This is a genomic window from Paenibacillus barengoltzii NBRC 101215, from assembly GCF_004000745.1.
GTDB classification, from domain to species: Bacteria; Bacillota; Bacilli; order Paenibacillales; family Paenibacillaceae; genus Fontibacillus; species Fontibacillus barengoltzii.
In genome coordinates, this window is record NZ_BILV01000076.1 from 1 (window position 1) to 16,533 (window position 16,533).

21 protein-coding genes and 1 riboswitch are annotated in these 16,533 nt (G+C 50.0%); of the genes, 12 read left to right on the forward strand and 9 right to left on the reverse strand.

The genetic code is table 11. The features are described 5' to 3' along the window. Nucleotides 1-197: 197 nt before the first annotated feature. The gene (locus PBA01S_RS18125) at nt 198-971 is read left to right on the forward strand and encodes an SDR family oxidoreductase (protein ID WP_016310953.1); all 774 of its coding nucleotides are present in this window, start codon (nt 198-200) and stop codon (nt 969-971) included. A gap of 110 nt (nt 972-1,081) precedes the next feature. Here PBA01S_RS18125 and PBA01S_RS18130 read toward each other — a convergent pair whose 3' ends face one another. Then, entirely contained in the window at nt 1,082-1,327 is a 246-nt protein-coding gene (locus tag PBA01S_RS18130) for a NifU family protein (protein WP_009224772.1), read from the reverse strand. 78 nt (nt 1,328-1,405) lie between these two features. Between PBA01S_RS18130 and PBA01S_RS18135 the strand changes: the two genes are divergently transcribed. Continuing rightward, nucleotides 1,406-1,639 carry a YuzB family protein gene (locus PBA01S_RS18135; protein ID WP_016310954.1) on the forward strand — a complete coding sequence of 78 codons (234 nt, stop codon included), beginning with the start codon at nt 1,406-1,408 and terminating at the stop codon, nt 1,637-1,639. 21 nt (nt 1,640-1,660) lie between these two features. Here PBA01S_RS18135 and mqnE read toward each other — a convergent pair whose 3' ends face one another. After that, on the reverse strand, nt 1,661-2,767 hold the full coding sequence (gene mqnE, locus PBA01S_RS18140) for an aminofutalosine synthase MqnE (protein WP_016310955.1): 1,107 nt from the start codon (nt 2,765-2,767) through the stop codon (nt 1,661-1,663). Between the two features lie 195 nt (nt 2,768-2,962). Here mqnE and PBA01S_RS18145 point away from each other — a divergent pair, with 195 nt between their 5' ends. Beyond that, nucleotides 2,963-3,319 carry a HesB/IscA family protein gene (locus tag PBA01S_RS18145; protein WP_016310956.1) on the forward strand — a complete coding sequence of 119 codons (357 nt, stop codon included), beginning with the start codon at nt 2,963-2,965 and terminating at the stop codon, nt 3,317-3,319. Between the two features lie 44 nt (nt 3,320-3,363). Here the strand turns inward: PBA01S_RS18145 and PBA01S_RS18150 are convergent, their stop codons facing one another. Together PBA01S_RS18150 and PBA01S_RS18155 are read right to left on the reverse strand one after the other, a co-directional pair. Further along, a complete protein-coding gene (locus PBA01S_RS18150) occupies nt 3,364-4,557 on the reverse strand; it encodes an AI-2E family transporter (protein ID WP_016310957.1) in 1,194 nt (397 codons plus the stop codon). A gap of 170 nt (nt 4,558-4,727) precedes the next feature. After that, on the reverse strand, nt 4,728-4,952 hold the full coding sequence (locus PBA01S_RS18155; protein WP_009224804.1) for a hypothetical protein: 225 nt from the start codon (nt 4,950-4,952) through the stop codon (nt 4,728-4,730). A 196-nt stretch (nt 4,953-5,148) separates the two neighbouring features. Here PBA01S_RS18155 and PBA01S_RS18160 point away from each other — a divergent pair, with 196 nt between their 5' ends. Continuing rightward, on the forward strand, nt 5,149-5,811 hold the full coding sequence (locus PBA01S_RS18160) for a YheC/YheD family protein (protein ID WP_028540205.1): 663 nt from the start codon (nt 5,149-5,151) through the stop codon (nt 5,809-5,811). Between the two features lie 224 nt (nt 5,812-6,035). Further along, the gene (locus PBA01S_RS18165) at nt 6,036-6,179 is read left to right on the forward strand and encodes a sporulation histidine kinase inhibitor Sda (protein WP_016310959.1); all 144 of its coding nucleotides are present in this window, start codon (nt 6,036-6,038) and stop codon (nt 6,177-6,179) included. A 394-nt stretch (nt 6,180-6,573) separates the two neighbouring features. Here PBA01S_RS18165 and PBA01S_RS18175 read toward each other — a convergent pair whose 3' ends face one another. After that, entirely contained in the window at nt 6,574-7,572 is a 999-nt protein-coding gene (locus PBA01S_RS18175) for an NAD(P)/FAD-dependent oxidoreductase (RefSeq protein WP_016310960.1), read from the reverse strand. A 443-nt stretch (nt 7,573-8,015) separates the two neighbouring features. Here PBA01S_RS18175 and PBA01S_RS18180 point away from each other — a divergent pair, with 443 nt between their 5' ends. Together PBA01S_RS18180 and PBA01S_RS18185 are read left to right on the forward strand one after the other, a co-directional pair. After that, the gene (locus PBA01S_RS18180) at nt 8,016-9,209 is read left to right on the forward strand and encodes an NAD(P)/FAD-dependent oxidoreductase (RefSeq protein WP_016310961.1); all 1,194 of its coding nucleotides are present in this window, start codon (nt 8,016-8,018) and stop codon (nt 9,207-9,209) included. A gap of 1 nt (nt 9,210) precedes the next feature. Beyond that, entirely contained in the window at nt 9,211-9,456 is a 246-nt protein-coding gene (locus tag PBA01S_RS18185) for a hypothetical protein (protein ID WP_028540203.1), read from the forward strand. Nucleotides 9,457-9,516: 60 nt separating this feature from the next. Here the strand turns inward: PBA01S_RS18185 and hemQ are convergent, their stop codons facing one another. Further along, a complete protein-coding gene (gene hemQ, locus PBA01S_RS18190) occupies nt 9,517-10,263 on the reverse strand; it encodes a hydrogen peroxide-dependent heme synthase (RefSeq protein ID WP_016310963.1) in 747 nt (248 codons plus the stop codon). 289 nt (nt 10,264-10,552) lie between these two features. Between hemQ and PBA01S_RS18195 the strand changes: the two genes are divergently transcribed. Then, a complete protein-coding gene (locus PBA01S_RS18195) occupies nt 10,553-10,846 on the forward strand; it encodes a YuiB family protein (protein ID WP_016310964.1) in 294 nt (97 codons plus the stop codon). Nucleotides 10,847-10,922: 76 nt separating this feature from the next. On the opposite strand, the gene PBA01S_RS18200 is transcribed toward PBA01S_RS18195, so the two are convergent. Both PBA01S_RS18200 and sipW read right to left on the reverse strand, forming a co-directional pair. Continuing rightward, nucleotides 10,923-11,258: a helix-turn-helix domain-containing protein gene (locus PBA01S_RS18200; protein WP_028540202.1), complete on the reverse strand. Its 336-nt coding sequence runs from the start codon at nt 11,256-11,258 to the stop codon at nt 10,923-10,925. 94 nt (nt 11,259-11,352) lie between these two features. Beyond that, nucleotides 11,353-11,979 carry a signal peptidase I SipW gene (gene sipW, locus PBA01S_RS18205; protein ID WP_127576486.1) on the reverse strand — a complete coding sequence of 209 codons (627 nt, stop codon included), beginning with the start codon at nt 11,977-11,979 and terminating at the stop codon, nt 11,353-11,355. A 569-nt stretch (nt 11,980-12,548) separates the two neighbouring features. Beyond that, nucleotides 12,549-12,633: riboswitch (cyclic di-GMP riboswitch) on the forward strand. A gap of 34 nt (nt 12,634-12,667) precedes the next feature. Here sipW and PBA01S_RS18210 point away from each other — a divergent pair. The 3 genes from PBA01S_RS18210 to dnaI all read left to right on the forward strand — a co-directional run bounded on the left by PBA01S_RS18210 (nt 12,668) and on the right by dnaI (nt 15,578). Further along, nucleotides 12,668-12,835, forward strand: a complete 168-nt coding sequence (locus PBA01S_RS18210; protein ID WP_164744191.1) for an anti-repressor SinI family protein — start codon at nt 12,668-12,670, stop codon at nt 12,833-12,835. A 201-nt stretch (nt 12,836-13,036) separates the two neighbouring features. Continuing rightward, nucleotides 13,037-14,587 carry a DnaD domain protein gene (locus PBA01S_RS18215; RefSeq protein ID WP_028540015.1) on the forward strand — a complete coding sequence of 517 codons (1,551 nt, stop codon included), beginning with the start codon at nt 13,037-13,039 and terminating at the stop codon, nt 14,585-14,587. Nucleotides 14,588-14,624: 37 nt separating this feature from the next. Next, nucleotides 14,625-15,578, forward strand: coding sequence for a primosomal protein DnaI (gene dnaI / locus PBA01S_RS18220; protein ID WP_016310969.1), 954 nt, complete (start codon nt 14,625-14,627; stop codon nt 15,576-15,578). 96 nt (nt 15,579-15,674) lie between these two features. On the opposite strand, the gene PBA01S_RS18225 is transcribed toward dnaI, so the two are convergent. Further along, a complete protein-coding gene (locus PBA01S_RS18225; protein ID WP_009224819.1) occupies nt 15,675-15,830 on the reverse strand; it encodes a hypothetical protein in 156 nt (51 codons plus the stop codon). 267 nt (nt 15,831-16,097) lie between these two features. On the opposite strand from PBA01S_RS18225, the gene trxA reads away from it, so the two are divergent. Then, nucleotides 16,098-16,415, forward strand: coding sequence for a thioredoxin (trxA, locus tag PBA01S_RS18230; protein WP_009224820.1), 318 nt, complete (start codon nt 16,098-16,100; stop codon nt 16,413-16,415). Nucleotides 16,416-16,533 lie beyond the last annotated feature (118 nt).

The window sequence follows — 16,533 nt, forward strand, 5'->3', positions numbered from 1 at the left end:
GTTGAACGGATGCAAACAGCGTATTTGGGTAATATTCAACTGCACTTTTACAGTTAAACGCATGCAAAGGCGCATTTAAATGAAACTTAACTGTATTTTGCATTTGAAGAATTGGATCGTATGCCGCGGCGGTTTGTGGGAATCCTTTAAATCTTTTATACTTAAAGGGATAGCACCTGGGAGGAGGAGAAGGAACGTTGCATGGCAAAGTTGCCTTAATAACCGGGAGCGCCAAAGGCCTCGGGAAGAAAACAGCGCTGACGCTGGCAGAACAAGGCTGCCATATCGCGCTGAATTATGTACATAGCAAAGCGGAAGCGCTCTCCCTCCAATCGGATATCGAGCGCCTGGGCGTCCGCTGCATCGCAGTGCAAGCCGACGTCTCGCGCCGGGAGCAAATCGAGGACCTAGCCCGGCAAGTGAACGAGCAGCTTGGCACGATTGACATCCTGGTCAACAACGCCGGACCGTTTATCCGCGAACGCAAGCTGTTCGCTGACTACAGCCAGAGTGAAGTGCTGGCCATGATCGAAGGGAATTTGGTGGGCAGTTTGCTGCTGGATCATCTCGTACTGCCTGGGATGCGGGAGAAGAAATGGGGGCGGATTATCCATTTCGGCTTTGGTCATGCCGCGGAGTCGCGCGCTTGGCCGCATCGGGCGGTTTATGCCGCAGCGAAAACCGGGCTGGTGTCTTTTACGAAGACGCTGGCCGTCGAGGAAGCCCCTTATGGTATCACTGTAAATATGGTTTGCCCCGGCGACATTCGCGGGAACCAGAAAGAGATGTCGATCCATGAAGTTCGCGGTCTCCGCGATGGAGAGACGCCGCTGGGACGTCCGGGAAGCGGGGAGGATATCGCTCGCGTGATTGCGTTTTTGTGTCATCCGGATTCGGATTTCATCACCGGCAACATTATGGACATCTCCGGCGGACTCGACCCGATCCGGCCGTGGATCAAGCCTTCATAAGCGGGTTTCACCGACCCAACAACAAAAAAACCCGGCCATCCGACATTTTGCCGGAGCCGGGTTTCGTTTAAAACCCTCCTGCTGAAGAGCAATAATTCATGGATTGCGGATTAAAATACTTGTACGACCTCTTCTACGCCTTCCACTTCTTCAAACAGAGCGCGTTCGATCCCTGCTTTGAGGGTGATCGTGGAGCTTGGGCAGCTGCCGCAGGCACCCATCAGTTTCAGTTTCACGATGCCGTCTTCTACGTCGACGAGTTCGACGTCGCCACCGTCACGTTGCAGGAAAGGCCGCAGTTTGTCCAATACTTCCAATACTTCATCATACAATTTATCTTGTACGTTTTCACTCATTGTTTTCAACTCCTTTCTTGCCTTATTATATTACAAAAAGTCAAAAATTTAAATGCTTCTTCATGGGGAGGACGGAAGATGAAACCGATCCTTGAATATTGTACGAACAATGCCAGTTTGGGCACGGACGAAGCGATTCGGAAAGTGAAGGAGCAAGTCGATTGTGATATTTATGAGTACGGCTGCCTGACCGCTTGCGGCACGTGTTATTTGTTTCCGTATGTGCTGGTTGACGGCGAGCAGGTGGAGGGGGAAGATGCGGACCAATTGGCCGAACGTATCCTGCAAAAAATAAGGGAGGCCCATCCGTAACGAATAGGACTCCCTGACGTATTATTCGTAGACCTTCAGTTCGTTGTAGAACGTATCCCTTTCAACCGGTATGCGTCCGGCCCCTTTGACAAGCCAGATCAGTTCTTTCAACGTTAAGCCTTCCGGAGTTTGCGCACCAGCCGCATGGCTGATTTGCTCCTTCAGAATCGTGCCGTGCACGTCCGAAGCCCCGAAGGCTAAGGCAACCTGCGTCAACTGGACGCCGATATTGATAAAGTAAGCTTTGATGTGCTGGATGTTATCCAACATCAAGCGGCTGATCGCGATCGCTTTGAGATCCTCAAAGGCCGAGTTGCGGCGCATGATGCTGGCGTTCTTATTACGCGGTTGCATGGACAACGGAATAAATACTTGGAACCCGCCGGTTTCATCCTGCAGATCGCGGATTTGCAGCATATGACGAACGCGATCTTCGTAGGATTCGATGGAGCCGTACAGCATCGTCGTTGGGGTCTTCATTCCCAATTGATGCGCCGTCCGATGGACGTCCAAATATTGGTCGACGTTGGCTTTCTCCACCTTCATCTTCTCCCGATATTGATCCGACAAGATCTCCGCACCGCCGCCGGTTAAGGATTCAAGGCCGGCTTCTTGCAGCCGCATCAGCACTTCCTTCGTGCTCAAACCGCTGAGCCGGGTGAAGAATTCGATCTCCGCCGCCGTATACGCCTTGATGGTCACATGCGGGAAGTTCTCTTTCAGCGCTTTGAGCGAGTCCACATAATATTGGAACGGCACGTGGTTGTTGTGCCCGCCTACGATATGGAACTCACGGACGCCCGGGGTGATGTGCTGCTTCACGTAAGCGACCATTTCCTCCCCGGAAAGCGTATAAGCCCCTTCTTCTCCTTGATCCTTGCGGAAGCTGCAAAACGCACAATGAGATTCGCAGACGTTCGTGAAGTAGAGGCTCATATTTTCGATAAAATATACCTTTTTCCCGTTCTTACGCAGGTTAACTTCATTTGCTAATTGCCCAATCGTCAATATATCATTGCTTTCATATAGATAGACACCGTCTTCGAGGTTGAGGCGTTCGCCTTGGCGGACTTTGTCCACAATTTCGGCCATTCTCTTGTCGGTGTTTGGGGTGACTACAGTGAACATGACGTTCCCTCCGTTTCCAATTGCATAAATACCTCGTATCCTAACAGTATGAATTACCTACCTATTATAAACCTCACATTCCAAGCGGGCAATAAGCCGAGGGTGAAGATATAAAGATTGGCAACTAGAAAGATCACAGTTGTTGAGCGATTGGAGGAGAAGGAGTATAATTTTTCGTAAAGGAGTGAGTGCATAATGATCAATATTAGCGACAGCGCCATGGCGCGGATTAAAGATATGATAGCTCAAGAAGAAACCCCTAATATGTTCCTGCGTGTCGGAGTGAATCCCGGCGGTTGCAGCGGCTTTTCCTATGGAATGGGCCTGGATGATCAGGAGAGCGAACAGGATGTCTATATGGACATCAAGGGGCTGAAAGTCGTTGTGGATAAGGACAGCATCCGTTATTTGAACGGTCTGGAGATCGACTTCAAGGAATCCGGCATGAGCGGCGGCTTCACCATCCACAACCCGAACGCCATCGCCACCTGCGGCTGCGGGCAATCGTTCCGCTTTAAGGACGAGGAAGGCGCGCCGCAACCTTGCGATTGATTGGATACAAATTAAGGACTCTTCCCATCGGAAGAGTCCTTTTTTCATGACTGCGATTCAGGCGGAGGCTCGGGGAGCTCAACCTGCTCAGCGGCAGTCGCATTCGGCTCCTCATACAAATGAGAGCGCCGTTCGAACCATTGGAACAGATGGGTGAAGATCACCTTCAGCACAGCGTAGCCCGGTACGGCGAGGATCACGCCCAGTACACCAAACAGATTGCCGGCAGTGAGGATCACGAAGATGATGGTGATCGGATGAATGCGTAACGTCTTGCCCATAATTTGCGGCGAAATGAACTTGCCTTCGATGAGCTGGACAACCGTCCAGACGACGATCAGCTTCAGCAGCATGATCGGCGAGGTAACGATGGCCACGATGATCGCTGGGGTGATCGCGATCGCCGGCCCAAGGTACGGAACGATGCTCGTGAACGAGGCGATGATCGCCAGCGTCAGCGAATAATCCAGGCCGATGATCACGAAGCCGACATACATCAGCGCCCCGATGCAGAAGCTGACGATAATTTGCCCGCGGATGTACGAGCTGATCTGGTTGTTCATCTCGGTCATCACATGGTGCGTCTGTTCACGGAAGCGTACGGGCACGTAACGCAGGATGAACTTCGGCAGCTTCTTGCCGTCCTTCAACAGATAGAATAAGATGAACGGCACGGTGATGATGGCCAGCACGACGTTCTTAACGGCTCCAAGGAAGCCGCCGATGCCGGACCAAGCGTTGTTCAGCAAAGCGGTCCCTCGCTCCGATAATGTGTGGGACAGATCGTCCAGATTAAAGCCGGTCGACTCTTGGACTTGATGGAAGAAGTTGCTGCCGATCAAGCTTTCGAACTGTCGCTGCACCTCCGCCGTATATCGAGGTAAATTTTCAATCAAACTCAAAATCTGCTCCTGAACCAACGGGATCACGGTCATAATCAACACCGTGAGGATCCCCGCGATAAACAGATATAACCCGGTAATCGTGTAGACTCGGCGGATGCGCTTCGTTTCCAGCCAATCCACCAGCGGATTGAGCAGATAATAGATCGCTCCGGTAAGCAGAATCGGGAGCAAGACCGTTTTGAGCAACACCGTAATAGGTCTAAACACGAACGGAATATGGGCGAACACCAATATATTCAAGCCAATTAGCAAGACAACGAGCAAAAACACCACAAAACGGTTATTTAGAAAAAACCTTTTGAATCGGTCCCCCCAAGGTTGCGTACTTCCCATGCCAATAGAACCTCCTGTATCTTTCTACTATCCCCAAGTCACGATAATTTCTATGTAGTAATACGCATAAATGTGATTTGGTTCCCATTTTTTTGTGAAAAAAAGCCCGGAAGCGATCTACAAGCGATGCTCCGAGCTTTTTCTGTGCGGTCAGGAGCTCCCGACCTGCTTTAGAAAAATTGACGATTTACCATCATAACGACCATGCAGGCCGCTGCCAGAGAAAAGACGATACAGCCGATTCCGAGACCTTTACGCGTTGTTCTGGCCATTTTGATACCCGTGAGGAACAATGCGACGGTAATGCCGGCCAGTACCAACGACATGGCGATCATGGCAAACCAATAGAGGACCTCGAACAGAGCTGCCTCAAATGAAGAACCTTCTGTATTCAAAGCTTGTGAACTCTCCTTCCTCTGCTAGTCATAGACCAACGTCTCCCCTTAATATACGCGAAAACCCTCGCTTTGCATAGAAAGACCCTGCCTGACAGCCGTACCGGAGAAAGGGCTTAAGCCTTGGACAATCATCCAAGAATACGAATCTACAAATGAGTACTATACCGTATAGTGAGAGGAAGGGGATGGTGTCATGGCGGGGAGACAATTGGCCAATAAGTGGCTCAAGACCGAAGCGCTTCTCAGCAACGCGGTCGTGGCCGCCCACATACCGCAAACCCGATTGTACAGTGCCGATTCGTTAAGAAGCATGCTGCATCAGTTCGGCATGGTCGTCATTAAACCCCTCCGCGGCGGCGGGGGGTATGGTGTAATTAAGGTAACTTATGCAGGCGGAGTTTATGCTTATACCTATATGTCCCGGACACGCACGTTTTCCAGCTTTGAAGCGATGTTTCGTTCCTTAAACCGAGTGAAGGTCGGACGTAAGTATATGATCCAGCAAGGGATTCATTTGGCCCGAATTGCCGGACGCCCGATCGACTATCGGGTGAAGGTCGTGAAAGAGAACGGAGTTTGGGTTTATCGCTCCATGGTCGGCCGGTTAGCCCGACCTGGGTTGTTCGTGACCAACTTGTGTAAGGGCGGGACGATGCTTAGTGCCCGTGCGGGGCTCAGCCGGTCCCTGGGCCGCAAAATTGCCGCCAGCAAGAAACGGGAGATGCGTACGTTAACGAATATGAGCATACAGATTCTGGAGGCTCGGTTTCCGGGGATCGGGCAGCTTGGGTTTGATTATGGTGTAGATCGGAACGGAAAGATCTGGATTTTTGAGGTAAATACGCGGCCACAATAAGCTCGGATTGTCGGAAAATAAAAAAATTTTTGGAGAAAAATGGGAACAGATGTCCTGTGAATAACTTTTGTCCACATTATCCCACTAGCTTTTTCAACGGTTTTCGATATTTACTAACACGTTATTCACAGGATTTCCACAAGGGTTTGTGGATAACAGGAACACTTGTTCTACTAAACTTTTCCTGTTATGATGGGGAAAATACTAGAAAGGATGTGTTATCAATGGCGCTGTTAACGGATGAGTTGCTCCTCGAATCCTATCAGAAAGCAACCGAACTGCAGTTGGATCGGGAGTTTATCGCACTGCTGTTAGCAGAAATTCGCAAACGCGAATTAGAGCTTACCGCGCCGTCCGTTTTGCACTAATTGTGGACAACCTGGCTTACTTCAATAAGAAGGATATAGTTATCCCCAACCATCAAGGCGCCTGCCAGGCGTTGACATGATAAATATAAGCTTCATGACAATGCGGACACTGAACGACATGTTCGCAGCCCGAAGGAATACGCGCGGAGATGGCTGAGGTATACTGATCAGCGGATCCGTAGGGACTGTAAGGCCCGGCGTAATCTTCTTTTTTTCCAGCATTCTCTAGAATGTGTCCGCAATCGGGGCAGGTGGCGTTTAATGAAGCCAAACCGTTGCATAACGGGCATATATATGGCAAAGGGTATCTCTCCTTTACGATATGATCTTCCGTAAAGGTAAGATACCCTTTTGTTTACTAGAACATGTAAGAACGTGAATTCACTGCTTATGGTTACAGCTTCAAGTTACTGCTGTGACCTGGGGACAACTTCGCTTCTGGATCGATATAGACCTTAGCGTTGTTGACCGCTGTCGGTGCTTCGCCGAATCCGACCGCAATCAGGTCCAATTTGCCGGGATATGTCGTAATGTCACCGGCCGCAAAAATGCCTGGAATCGAGCTTTCCATCCGGGAATCGACGACAATAGCGTTGCCTTCAATCTCAAGGCCCCATTCTGCGATCGGTCCAAGCGACGAGACAAATCCGAAGTTGACGATCACGTCGTCCACAACGATCTCTTGAGTCTCCTTCGTCTTAACGTGCGCCAGCGTGACGCGTTCGATGCGATCGTCACCGTGAAGCTCTGCGATTTCCGTTGGGGTAATGACTTGGACGCGGGAAGCCATCAGCTTCTCAACGCTGTGCTCATGCGCCCGGAATTTATCGCGGCGGTGAATCAGCGTCACTTGCTCAGCGATTGGCTCCAGCATCAGTGCCCAGTCGACTGCGGAGTCGCCGCCGCCGCTGATCAACACTTTTTTGCCGCGGAACCGGTTCATATCGCTGACGAAATAATGCAGGTTCGTTTGCTCGAAGTGGGCGGCATTCGGAAGATCCAGACGACGAGGTTCAAACGCGCCAACTCCAGCAGTAATGATAATGGCGCGCGCATAGTGAACGCCCTTATCGGTGGTCACCACAAAATGGCGCTCTTCTTTCTTCTCAATTTGCAGCACCCGTTCCTCCAGACGTACGTCCGGTTCGAACAGCTTTAATTGTTCATGCAAGTTGTTGATCAACTCTTGCCCGGTCACTTTAGGAAAGCCAGCCACGTCATAAATATATTTCTCAGGGTAAAGGGCAGCCACTTGCCCCCCAAGCTGAGGCATACTTTCAATCAGTTTAACAGAAGCTTTTCTCATTCCGCCGTAAAAAGCGGCAAACATACCCGCCGGTCCACCACCAACAATCAGAAGGTCTGTGAATTCGGCGTTATTTTGGGTTGACACGTGTCAAACACCTCCAGATGGTTTCTTTTTTCTCTATAACTAAAATGTCAATTCTACTTTATTATAATGGTCGAATCCCTGGTTTGGAAAGGCAAGATGAAAAGTGTCGAAAATCTGGAATATAATCCGTTGAAAGTCCTATAATTACGGGTAAAATAAGACTTGATCTTTTAGGCAAAAGCCGATATCATTCAAATGTATGCATTCATATTTGTGACGAAAAAAGTACATTTATGATTATACGACAGAAGACTTTTGCTCATCCTACAAATAAGGTTTAAACTAGTACTAAAATGTGACAAATGTCTCTGGATTGACCAAATGTGTGGATGACTGAAACGGTTTGAGTTGGTACAGAGTGGTTTTTTATGTGTTAATTTTCACATTGCGTTATTGGCTTTAAATCAAATATAGAGTGCGTAATATTGGAAGGAGAAAAATACATGAGTACCATACCCAAAATAGTGATTCTTGGTGCGGGTTATGGCGGCATTCTTACCGCGCAGCGGCTGCAGAAAGAGTTGAACTACAATGAAGCGGACGTCACTCTAGTGAATCGGCATGATTATCACTATTTCACGACGCATCTGCATATGCCGGCAGCCGGGACGGACTCCATTGAACATACCCGAGTGGCCATATCCAAATTAATTGACGAATTTAAAATCGATCTTGTGAAATCGAATGTGCAGGAGATTCGTCTGGCCGACAAGAAGGTCGTGCTGCAGGACGGAACCCTTTCATATGATTATCTGGTGATCGCGCTGGGCGGCGAACCGGAATCCTTTGGTATCCCGGGCCTGACGGAATATGCAATGACGATCCGCAGCATCAATTCCGTGCGCTTGATTCGCCAGCATATCGAATATCAATTTGCCCTATATAAAATGGACGAAAGCCGGACTGACCGTTTGAACTTCGTTGTTGGCGGTGCGGGTTTCAGCGGCATTGAATTCGTTGCCGAGCTGGCTGACCGGATTCCGCAGCTGTGCAAGGAGTACGACGTTGATCCAAATCTTGTTAACGTGTACAACGTAGAAGCTGCACCAACAGTTCTGCCGGGCTTTGATCCGGAGTTGGTTGAATATGCGATGGACGTACTGAAGAAGAAGGGTGTACAGTTCAAGATTGGCGTAGCGATCAAGGAATGCACGCCGGATGGTGTTATTTTGGCCACGGGAGAGGAAATTAAGTCGCAAACCGTTATTTGGACCGGCGGGATCCGCGGGAACCGTCTCATTGAAGCGGCAGGTTTCGAGACCGCGCGCGGTCGCGTGAAGGTCGACGATTATTTGCGTGCACCTGGTCATGATCATGTCTTTATCATCGGGGACAATTCGCTGATGTTTAATCCGGAAGGGCGCCCATACCCGCCTACGGCCCAAATTGCCATGCAGCAAGGAGTTACCTGTGCGCAAAACGTGGTGGCGGCCATTCGCGGCAAAGAGCTTAAGAAATTTGTGTTCAGCAATAAAGGAACCGTAGCTTCGCTGGGTAAAGGGGAAGCGATCGCCAGCGCATTTGGGAAGAAATATAAAGGTTGGGTTGCAGCCCAATTGAAGAAGCTGGTGGATATGCGTTATCTGTTCATTATCGGCGGGATTCCGCTGGTGTTGAAGAAAGGAAGATTTTTCTAAGATGCGTCACTGCAGCGTACAGGTTCGAGGGCTGCTCACGCGGGATGAGCTGGATCGCTATAACGCCTTGATGGAAGTGGGATCTTACCTGGAATCGCAGCAGCGTTACGATTTGGCTTATACGGTGCAGAAGGAAGTGGACCTTCTGATCCAGCCAGCCATCGAACGGCTGAAGGAGAAGAGCCGGGAACGCGATCGGGCGACGGCGGAGTTCCTGAAGTCGATGGAGGCAGAGGCGGAAGATTAAAAGAATAAGAAAGGGTGTGTCGTACGAGGCGGCACACCCTACTTTTTTATCGATATGGAATTACACTTTCAACATCTCGTCCAAACGCTCTGCATTCAGCAGATTGCCGACGTAAAAAGCACCAAACTCGCCAAAACGTGCGCTGACTTCGTCAAACCGCATTTCATACACCAGCTTCTTAAATTGCAGGGCATCGTCGGCGAACAGAGTTACGCCCCATTCCCAATCGTCGAGCCCTACGGAACCGGTGATGATCTGCTTCACTTTGCCGGCATAGCTGCGGCCGATCAGGCCATGGCTGCGCATCATTTCGCGGCGCTGTTCCATCGTCAGCATGTACCAGTTGTCGGAGAGTTCCCGCTTTTTGTTCATGGGATAGAAGCAGATATGGTTCGTCTTCGGGAGGATCGGCTGCAGACGGGCCATCACTTCTGGATTTGCCTTCGGGTCACCGCCGCCGGATGCGAGATAATTGCTAAGTTCTACAACGCTGACGTAGGAGTAGGCTTTGGTCGTATATTCAGCAAAAGTTGTTTTGTTAAAGGCCGTCTCCAAAGCGTTCAACTCTTCCAGGCTTTCGCGCAGGTGCATGAACACGAGGTCGGCTTTCTGTCCGACGATCGAATACACCGCAGTGCTGCCCGTTTTGGATTCCTCCATCAAATCCCATTCTTTCAGGAACGTATGCAGCTCCTCCAGGGCCCCGGCGCGTTCTTCATCATCTGCCGCTTTCCAGGCGGTCCAATCGATCGTGCGGAAATCGTGAAGCGCATACCAACCTTCTAAGGTTAGAGTAGCTTCGTTCATGTATAATCACTCCTAGATTCATTCTGATCCTCATTTACGAATTGCCAATACGTATCTTATTGTATCGCATGGAGCCTAAACGGAGCAAATCGATTCACTTATTTTTCATGTAAAGTTCATTGCTTCGTTACATAATATCTAGTAAACTTACTACTAGCTTGATGAAGTGTGATTTACTTTATAGTCAATGAAGATTCGAAAAAGTTTGGACGCTGCATACCTTCATTGACCGCTTCGTGATCGAAAGATGCCTTTTTGAATGACCTATAGAAGGGTGGGGGAAGAGTCGATGGGTTGGCTCATCGTACTGGTGCTGATGGTTCTCTTCTTCGTGATGATGTTCGGCATCGGTTTCATTTTGAATATGTTAATGAAAACAACCTGGTTTCCGGCGTACGTCTTTATCATCGTCATTTTGCCGGTTGTGGTCTATACGCTGTGGGACCATGAACAGAGCTTCGGGACCTATCTGGCATCGTTCCGGCTGGTCGATTATTTGACGGCATTCGCCGGGCTGTGCGGGGCGATCCTGAGCGGTTGGACGATTCGAAAGCTGCGGCTAGGCGGATACAAAATGTTTTAAAACAAAAGCGCGAGTGCCTCGGGGATACCTCTGAGGTCTCGCGCTTTTTCTCTGTGTACATTTACTAGTTGTATCGTTATTCCTGCTGGCTTCGCTTCCATTTCTGATATTCAAGGAAATCCTTAAATTCCTTCTTGCTGACGCCCGAAGTCATCGCTTCCTGCACCAACTCCGACCATTCCGGATCAAGTAATTCCGGTGCGGGGCGGTCGCCGTACAATAGCAGGTTGATCGAGACGTTGAGAGCGTCGGCTATCTTCTGGATGAAGGAAATCGAGGGATTCGATTGAATATTACGCTCCACGTTGCTGAGGTAGGATTTCGCCACATCCGCCTTCTCCGCCAGCTCGGACAAGGAGTACCCTCGGTCTTGCCGTAGTTTCTGAATACGCTCGCCTATATGTTCTGCCATGTAGCCGTCGCCCTTCTATCAGAAAAATATTTTTTGATGTCATTATATCAGAATAAATGATATCGGACAAAGGTGTTAAGTCGGATGTTCAACGTTACATTTCTCCTTGTTCGGCTTGGTTTGATGCGTCAATTCTGGTTGGGGACTTCGCGTCCGACTGCAAATGATGCGCTTCCGGTTTTTCATCTTCTAGTCTGGCGATCGCTTTCCACAGGACAACAACCGTATAAAGAAATAAGAGGACTCCTGGGAGGATCAACAGGGTGACCTTCCCTGCTTTCGATTCGGCAAAACTTAAAATATAGCCCGCGTACGGTACGTTTAATCCGGTATATACGCCGGTTACATGCGCAGGGTGTACCAGTTCCACATCGGCAGCATGGTTATTATCGCCTTTTGTCCGATACAGCACCTGGCCGCTGTGTTCGTCCTGTGTCACCTCAACAATCCGGTGGGTTATCCGCTTGTTATGCCTGGACTGAAAGGTGATGACGTCGCTGACGTCAAAACGGGTCATATCTCCGCCCGGTTGAATGATCACGATGGAACCTCTTGGGATGACAGGGTCCATCGAGTCGGACAGAACTGTGCTCAGCTGATAACCGTAGATGGTTGATTCGCTACCGAAAACCTTTGAGAGTACCACTGAGCCCGCCACGGTAAAGAAGGCCACCGCCATTAGGAACGTCAGCGCGTTGCCTAACCATTTACGATTGCGCATGATTTTCACCTACTTCCGAAGGAATCGCGTTCTCTCACGCCAACGTCGTCCTCCCCATCCTTCGGCTCGGACAGAATCGGCAGGCTTCATTTCCGTGTGATCCTCGCGTACGTTGGTGAATTCGCCAAAGCTTGTGTCAACCTGGCGGGTCCATAAGTGCAGAGTCGAGAAAATCAATTCGGATTACTTCCTGTTGTTCGCTATTAATTTCGTTATTGAGAACGGATGCTGTGATTCGAATATACCCGAAATGTTTAAGGATAGGAAAGGCGAAAATCCAGCAATTTGTTCTTAATTAGGAACAATTATCTTTCTTTTCCTGAGAAAATCTAGTAATTTCCATCCGTTTTCACAGTTTATGTTCTCTATAAGAAACAATGTCTAGCTCTTGATCAGTGTCGAATTTTGGCCCAATCTGACAAGAGGGTTCGGGATTAAACAAAATAAGCTATCTTTTTCGACGAAAACGGGTTGGTGAATTTACGTAGAATGACATACTTTTCAAATTTTAGACGCTATAATAATTAGCAAGATGCTTACTAACTAAGGAGATGCATTAGCTCAGAAGCACCAGATAAGGGTAAACCTGCTGAAAAGCAGGGGCGCAAAGTCTCAGATCTAAGGTAGGAATACTAAGATGGCTGGACTGCCTGGGACAAAACCAAATGATCTTAGGAGGAGATTGTTGTTGAAGAAATCCGCCCAGGTTATTTCTTATGACCCCGGCAACGTTGACCCGGAATGGGTGATTTTACTTGCCATGGCAAAGGAGGAGGGGGTCTCGATTGATGAAGTTCGGCGTTTTTTAGCCGGAGATCGCTCTTATTTAGAAGAGTGGCATTTACATAACAAATAGATGAAGAAGAAGAGAGGTCAAGGGCCGCCCTATCAGGGGACGGTTCTTTTTTTGGGGTTATTCGGACGAGAACATAGGCCCTGGTGCAGCTCAGGAAGAAAAAGGGGGATTTTTGTAGGCTGGGGGCGATTCAGGACGACGTCTTTTATGCTAAAATAGAGGAAGTCTATTTGGACGTGATAGGGAAGGAGCGATGAAGCCGTGCGCATGAACAACATGCTGCATTTTACTGAAAATCACCGTTATTGCGTATATCGTGACTTCGGACTCAGTCCCGTCGATGGCAGAATGCTAGGTTTGATCTATCAACCGATGGTCGGGGCGTTCGCAATTTCGCTGTACCGATTGCTTGCGGAGCATGTTCCCCAGGAGCAGGTTGGATATTCGGAGGTGGAGCAGCAGCGGAAGCTGTTCCTGACCCTTGGCCTCGATCCAAGCGAGAAAGGGCGGAAGTTTCTAATTGAGCAGACATCCCGGTTGGAGGCGGTCGGGCTGCTTCAGACGAACCGGCTCTATGTTCCAGACAGCGATGACTATATTTACGAATATGAGCTTCAGGCACCGTTGGCACCGGCGGAATTTTTCCGGACCCAGCATCTGACTTTGCTGCTGCGAGATAAGATCGGGAAGTTCGCGGTGCTGTCTCTGCGGGAGCAGTTGTTCCGCGGAGAACCGGAGGCATGGTCAGGAGTTGGCCTGAATAAGGAAAATATTACGGTTCCGTTCTATGAGATCTTTGAGCTGAACACGCATTCGATAGATTATGAGCTGGAGCAGGCGATTGCCGAGACGTCGATCGCTAGGCAGCCGGGGCTCAAGCTGGCTCTGGAAGAGGATGCGATCAACTATGCGGACATCATCCTGCGTTTTCCGCGCGAGTCCCGGAACCGCTCCTTCGTTGAGGCGCTGCGCTTTGACCCGGAAGGGATGGGCGTGGTGAATTACGTGGCCCGCAAGTACGATTTAAGCGTCCAGGATATTTGCCGGCTGTTGGACGAGGACGGGGTCTTTGATTCAGGCGGCGGGATTCTGCTGGATGCGCTCCAGCACAAGGCCAACCTGCAGTTCCGCCAAGGCAAGCGCCGTCAAGAGGAACGCGAGGTGGCTTATGGCAAAATCGTCGCGCTGCGCGGTGAGGAGCCGAAAGCGGAAGCTGATTCCGTTCAAGCGGGGGGCGTGGCGGAGGAGGTTGCGGTACAGATGGAGTATTACGTGGACGTACCGCCGCAATTCCAAAGCAAATGCGATATTCATCAATATAATATGATGCTTCGCAATGAGCCGTATACCCGGTTGCTGAAGACGTTCTTCCCGGGATCGATTCCGGATAACTTGCTGGATATTTTCGAGAAAATCGATCTGAATTACAAGTTGCCCGGCGAAGTCATCAACGTACTGATCCATTATTTAATGTCCCTGCTCACCTCAGGCGGGGAGCAGCGGATCAATCGTAATTTCATCGATGCGATCGCTGCGAACATGCTGCTGAAGCAGATCAACACGTATGAGCAGGCCGTGCAATATATCCGCGACCAGTCGAAGGTGAAGGAGAAGGTCAAGGAGAAATCCAGCGGTGCCGCCTCCGGAGGAGGCCGGGCGCGAACTTATGGCAGCCGCGGAACGAAGCCGAAGCCGGAAATCCCAATTGTGGAGCGGACGGGCCAGGAGACGGCTGTATCGGAAGAAGAGTTAGCTGAACTGATTAAGATGGCGGAGCGTATGCAATCCGGCAAACATAAAAAGGAAGTCTGAGTCCGTTTAGGCTTGGGGGAGGAAGGTGACACAACCTATGGAATCACTGGGGGAACTGCTGACGCAGATGAAAAGCACGCAATTCAAACAACGCTCCGAGGAGCTGACCACACGTCTGATGAATGACCCGCTGGTGAAGGAACTCCGGGACCAACATCCGGAGCTGGGACAGGAGCAGCTGACTCGCGGGATGGCTAAGCTGTATCAATACATCAACGACAGCAAGCATTGCGCGAACTGCCCGGGCTTGGAGCAATGTCCCAACGATTTCCCCGGCCATTATACGAAGCTGACGGTCGAGCAGGTGGGCGGAAGCCCGCAGCTTGTGGATCGTCAGGTGCCATGCCCCAAGCAACTGCAATATGAGCGCGAATTGTCCGTTAAGAAACGGATTCATAGCTTCTATGTAGATGAACGGGCGCTGGAAGCCGGTTATGACGAAGTGGAAATTATGACGAAGGATGCCATGCGTGCTCCGGCGGTAGGACAAGTGTTCCGCTATATTAATGAAACGAAGGAATCTGGATTGCAGACGAAAGGGCTGTATCTGGAAGGGCCGTTTGGCACCGGCAAAACGTTCTTGATGTGCTATCTGCTGCACGAACTGGCGAAGGAAGGTTACTCTGGCGCCATCGTCTATATGCCGGAATTTGTGGAAGAGCTGAAGAGCATGCTGCAGGACAGCGACAAGCTGCGCGAAACGGTGGAAATGATGAAGCAGGTAGACCTGCTGATCTTTGACGATATCGGTGCGGAGAACCTGAATCCGTGGGTGCGCGACCATGTCATGGGCGCGATTTTGAATTATCGAATGAACCGAAAACCCACGTTCTACACCTCCAACTATTCCTTGGGTGCGCTGGAGAAGCATTTGAGCTTTACGAGCAAGGACGGGGAAGAGCGGCATAAAGGCCAACGCTTAATGGATCGGATCGCTCCGTTCGTGACCGTGGTTCAGGTGAATGGGACGAATAAGCGCGGTCAAGCGTAATCATGGACGATCCAAGGACATAAGTTAAAGAGCCGAGCACCTCCCTTCGCGGGGGAGCACCCGGCTCTTTCGTTTAATTCGAGGTCTGGTTACCGCCTAGCTGGCGATAAATTTAATGATGACCATGCCGAAGAAAATCACGATCATGAACGTCAGCATGCCAAAAAAGCCGTTCATCAAATCAAACAGATCGTTGCGGGGTTCTTCGTTGATATGCTGCCGCGGATCGTTCGCATGCGTGTTAGCATCCATGGCGATGGGCCTCCTCAGGAAATTATCGTCTCGTCAATGAAATATGTCATAGACAATCCGTTTTCAGGTTATTCTTAGTATAACCAAACTTTTTTCGTTTTGTAAAGAAGGCGTTACCATACACTTTCTTTTTTTCAGTGTAGTATGGTATAATGTGTTCGGCAACAGCTTTTTGGGCTGACTGCTCCATTTTTTTCGACTACCAGTTGTTCGCGCTCCAGTCATGAATGGGCTAGGCCGGGCAACCCAAATAAGGAGGAAATTATCATGGCTATCGTGAACGTATCCGATCAGTCCTTCAATGCGGAAATCGAAGGACAAGGTCCGGTTCTTGTTGATTTTTGGGCTCCATGGTGCGGCCCTTGCAAAATGATCGCTCCGATTCTGGAGGAGCTGGACGCAGAAGTAGGCGACTCCGTGAAGATCGCGAAGCTGAACGTGGATGACAATCCAGAAACCGCTTCCCGCTTCGGCGTGATGAGCATTCCTACGCTGATCCTGTTCAAAGACGGTCAACCGGTCGATAAAATCGTCGGATTGAACTCGAAGGACACGTTGAAGAACCTGATCGCTAAACATCAATAATCCAGACGATCAGGCGCGTCGCTTGACGCCTTGGATGACGCCTCCGGTTTGGGCCGGAGGCGTTTTCTGCGTTAACCTGGAGTGGAGAAAGGAGGAGGAAGCTTGGACACATCGGCCA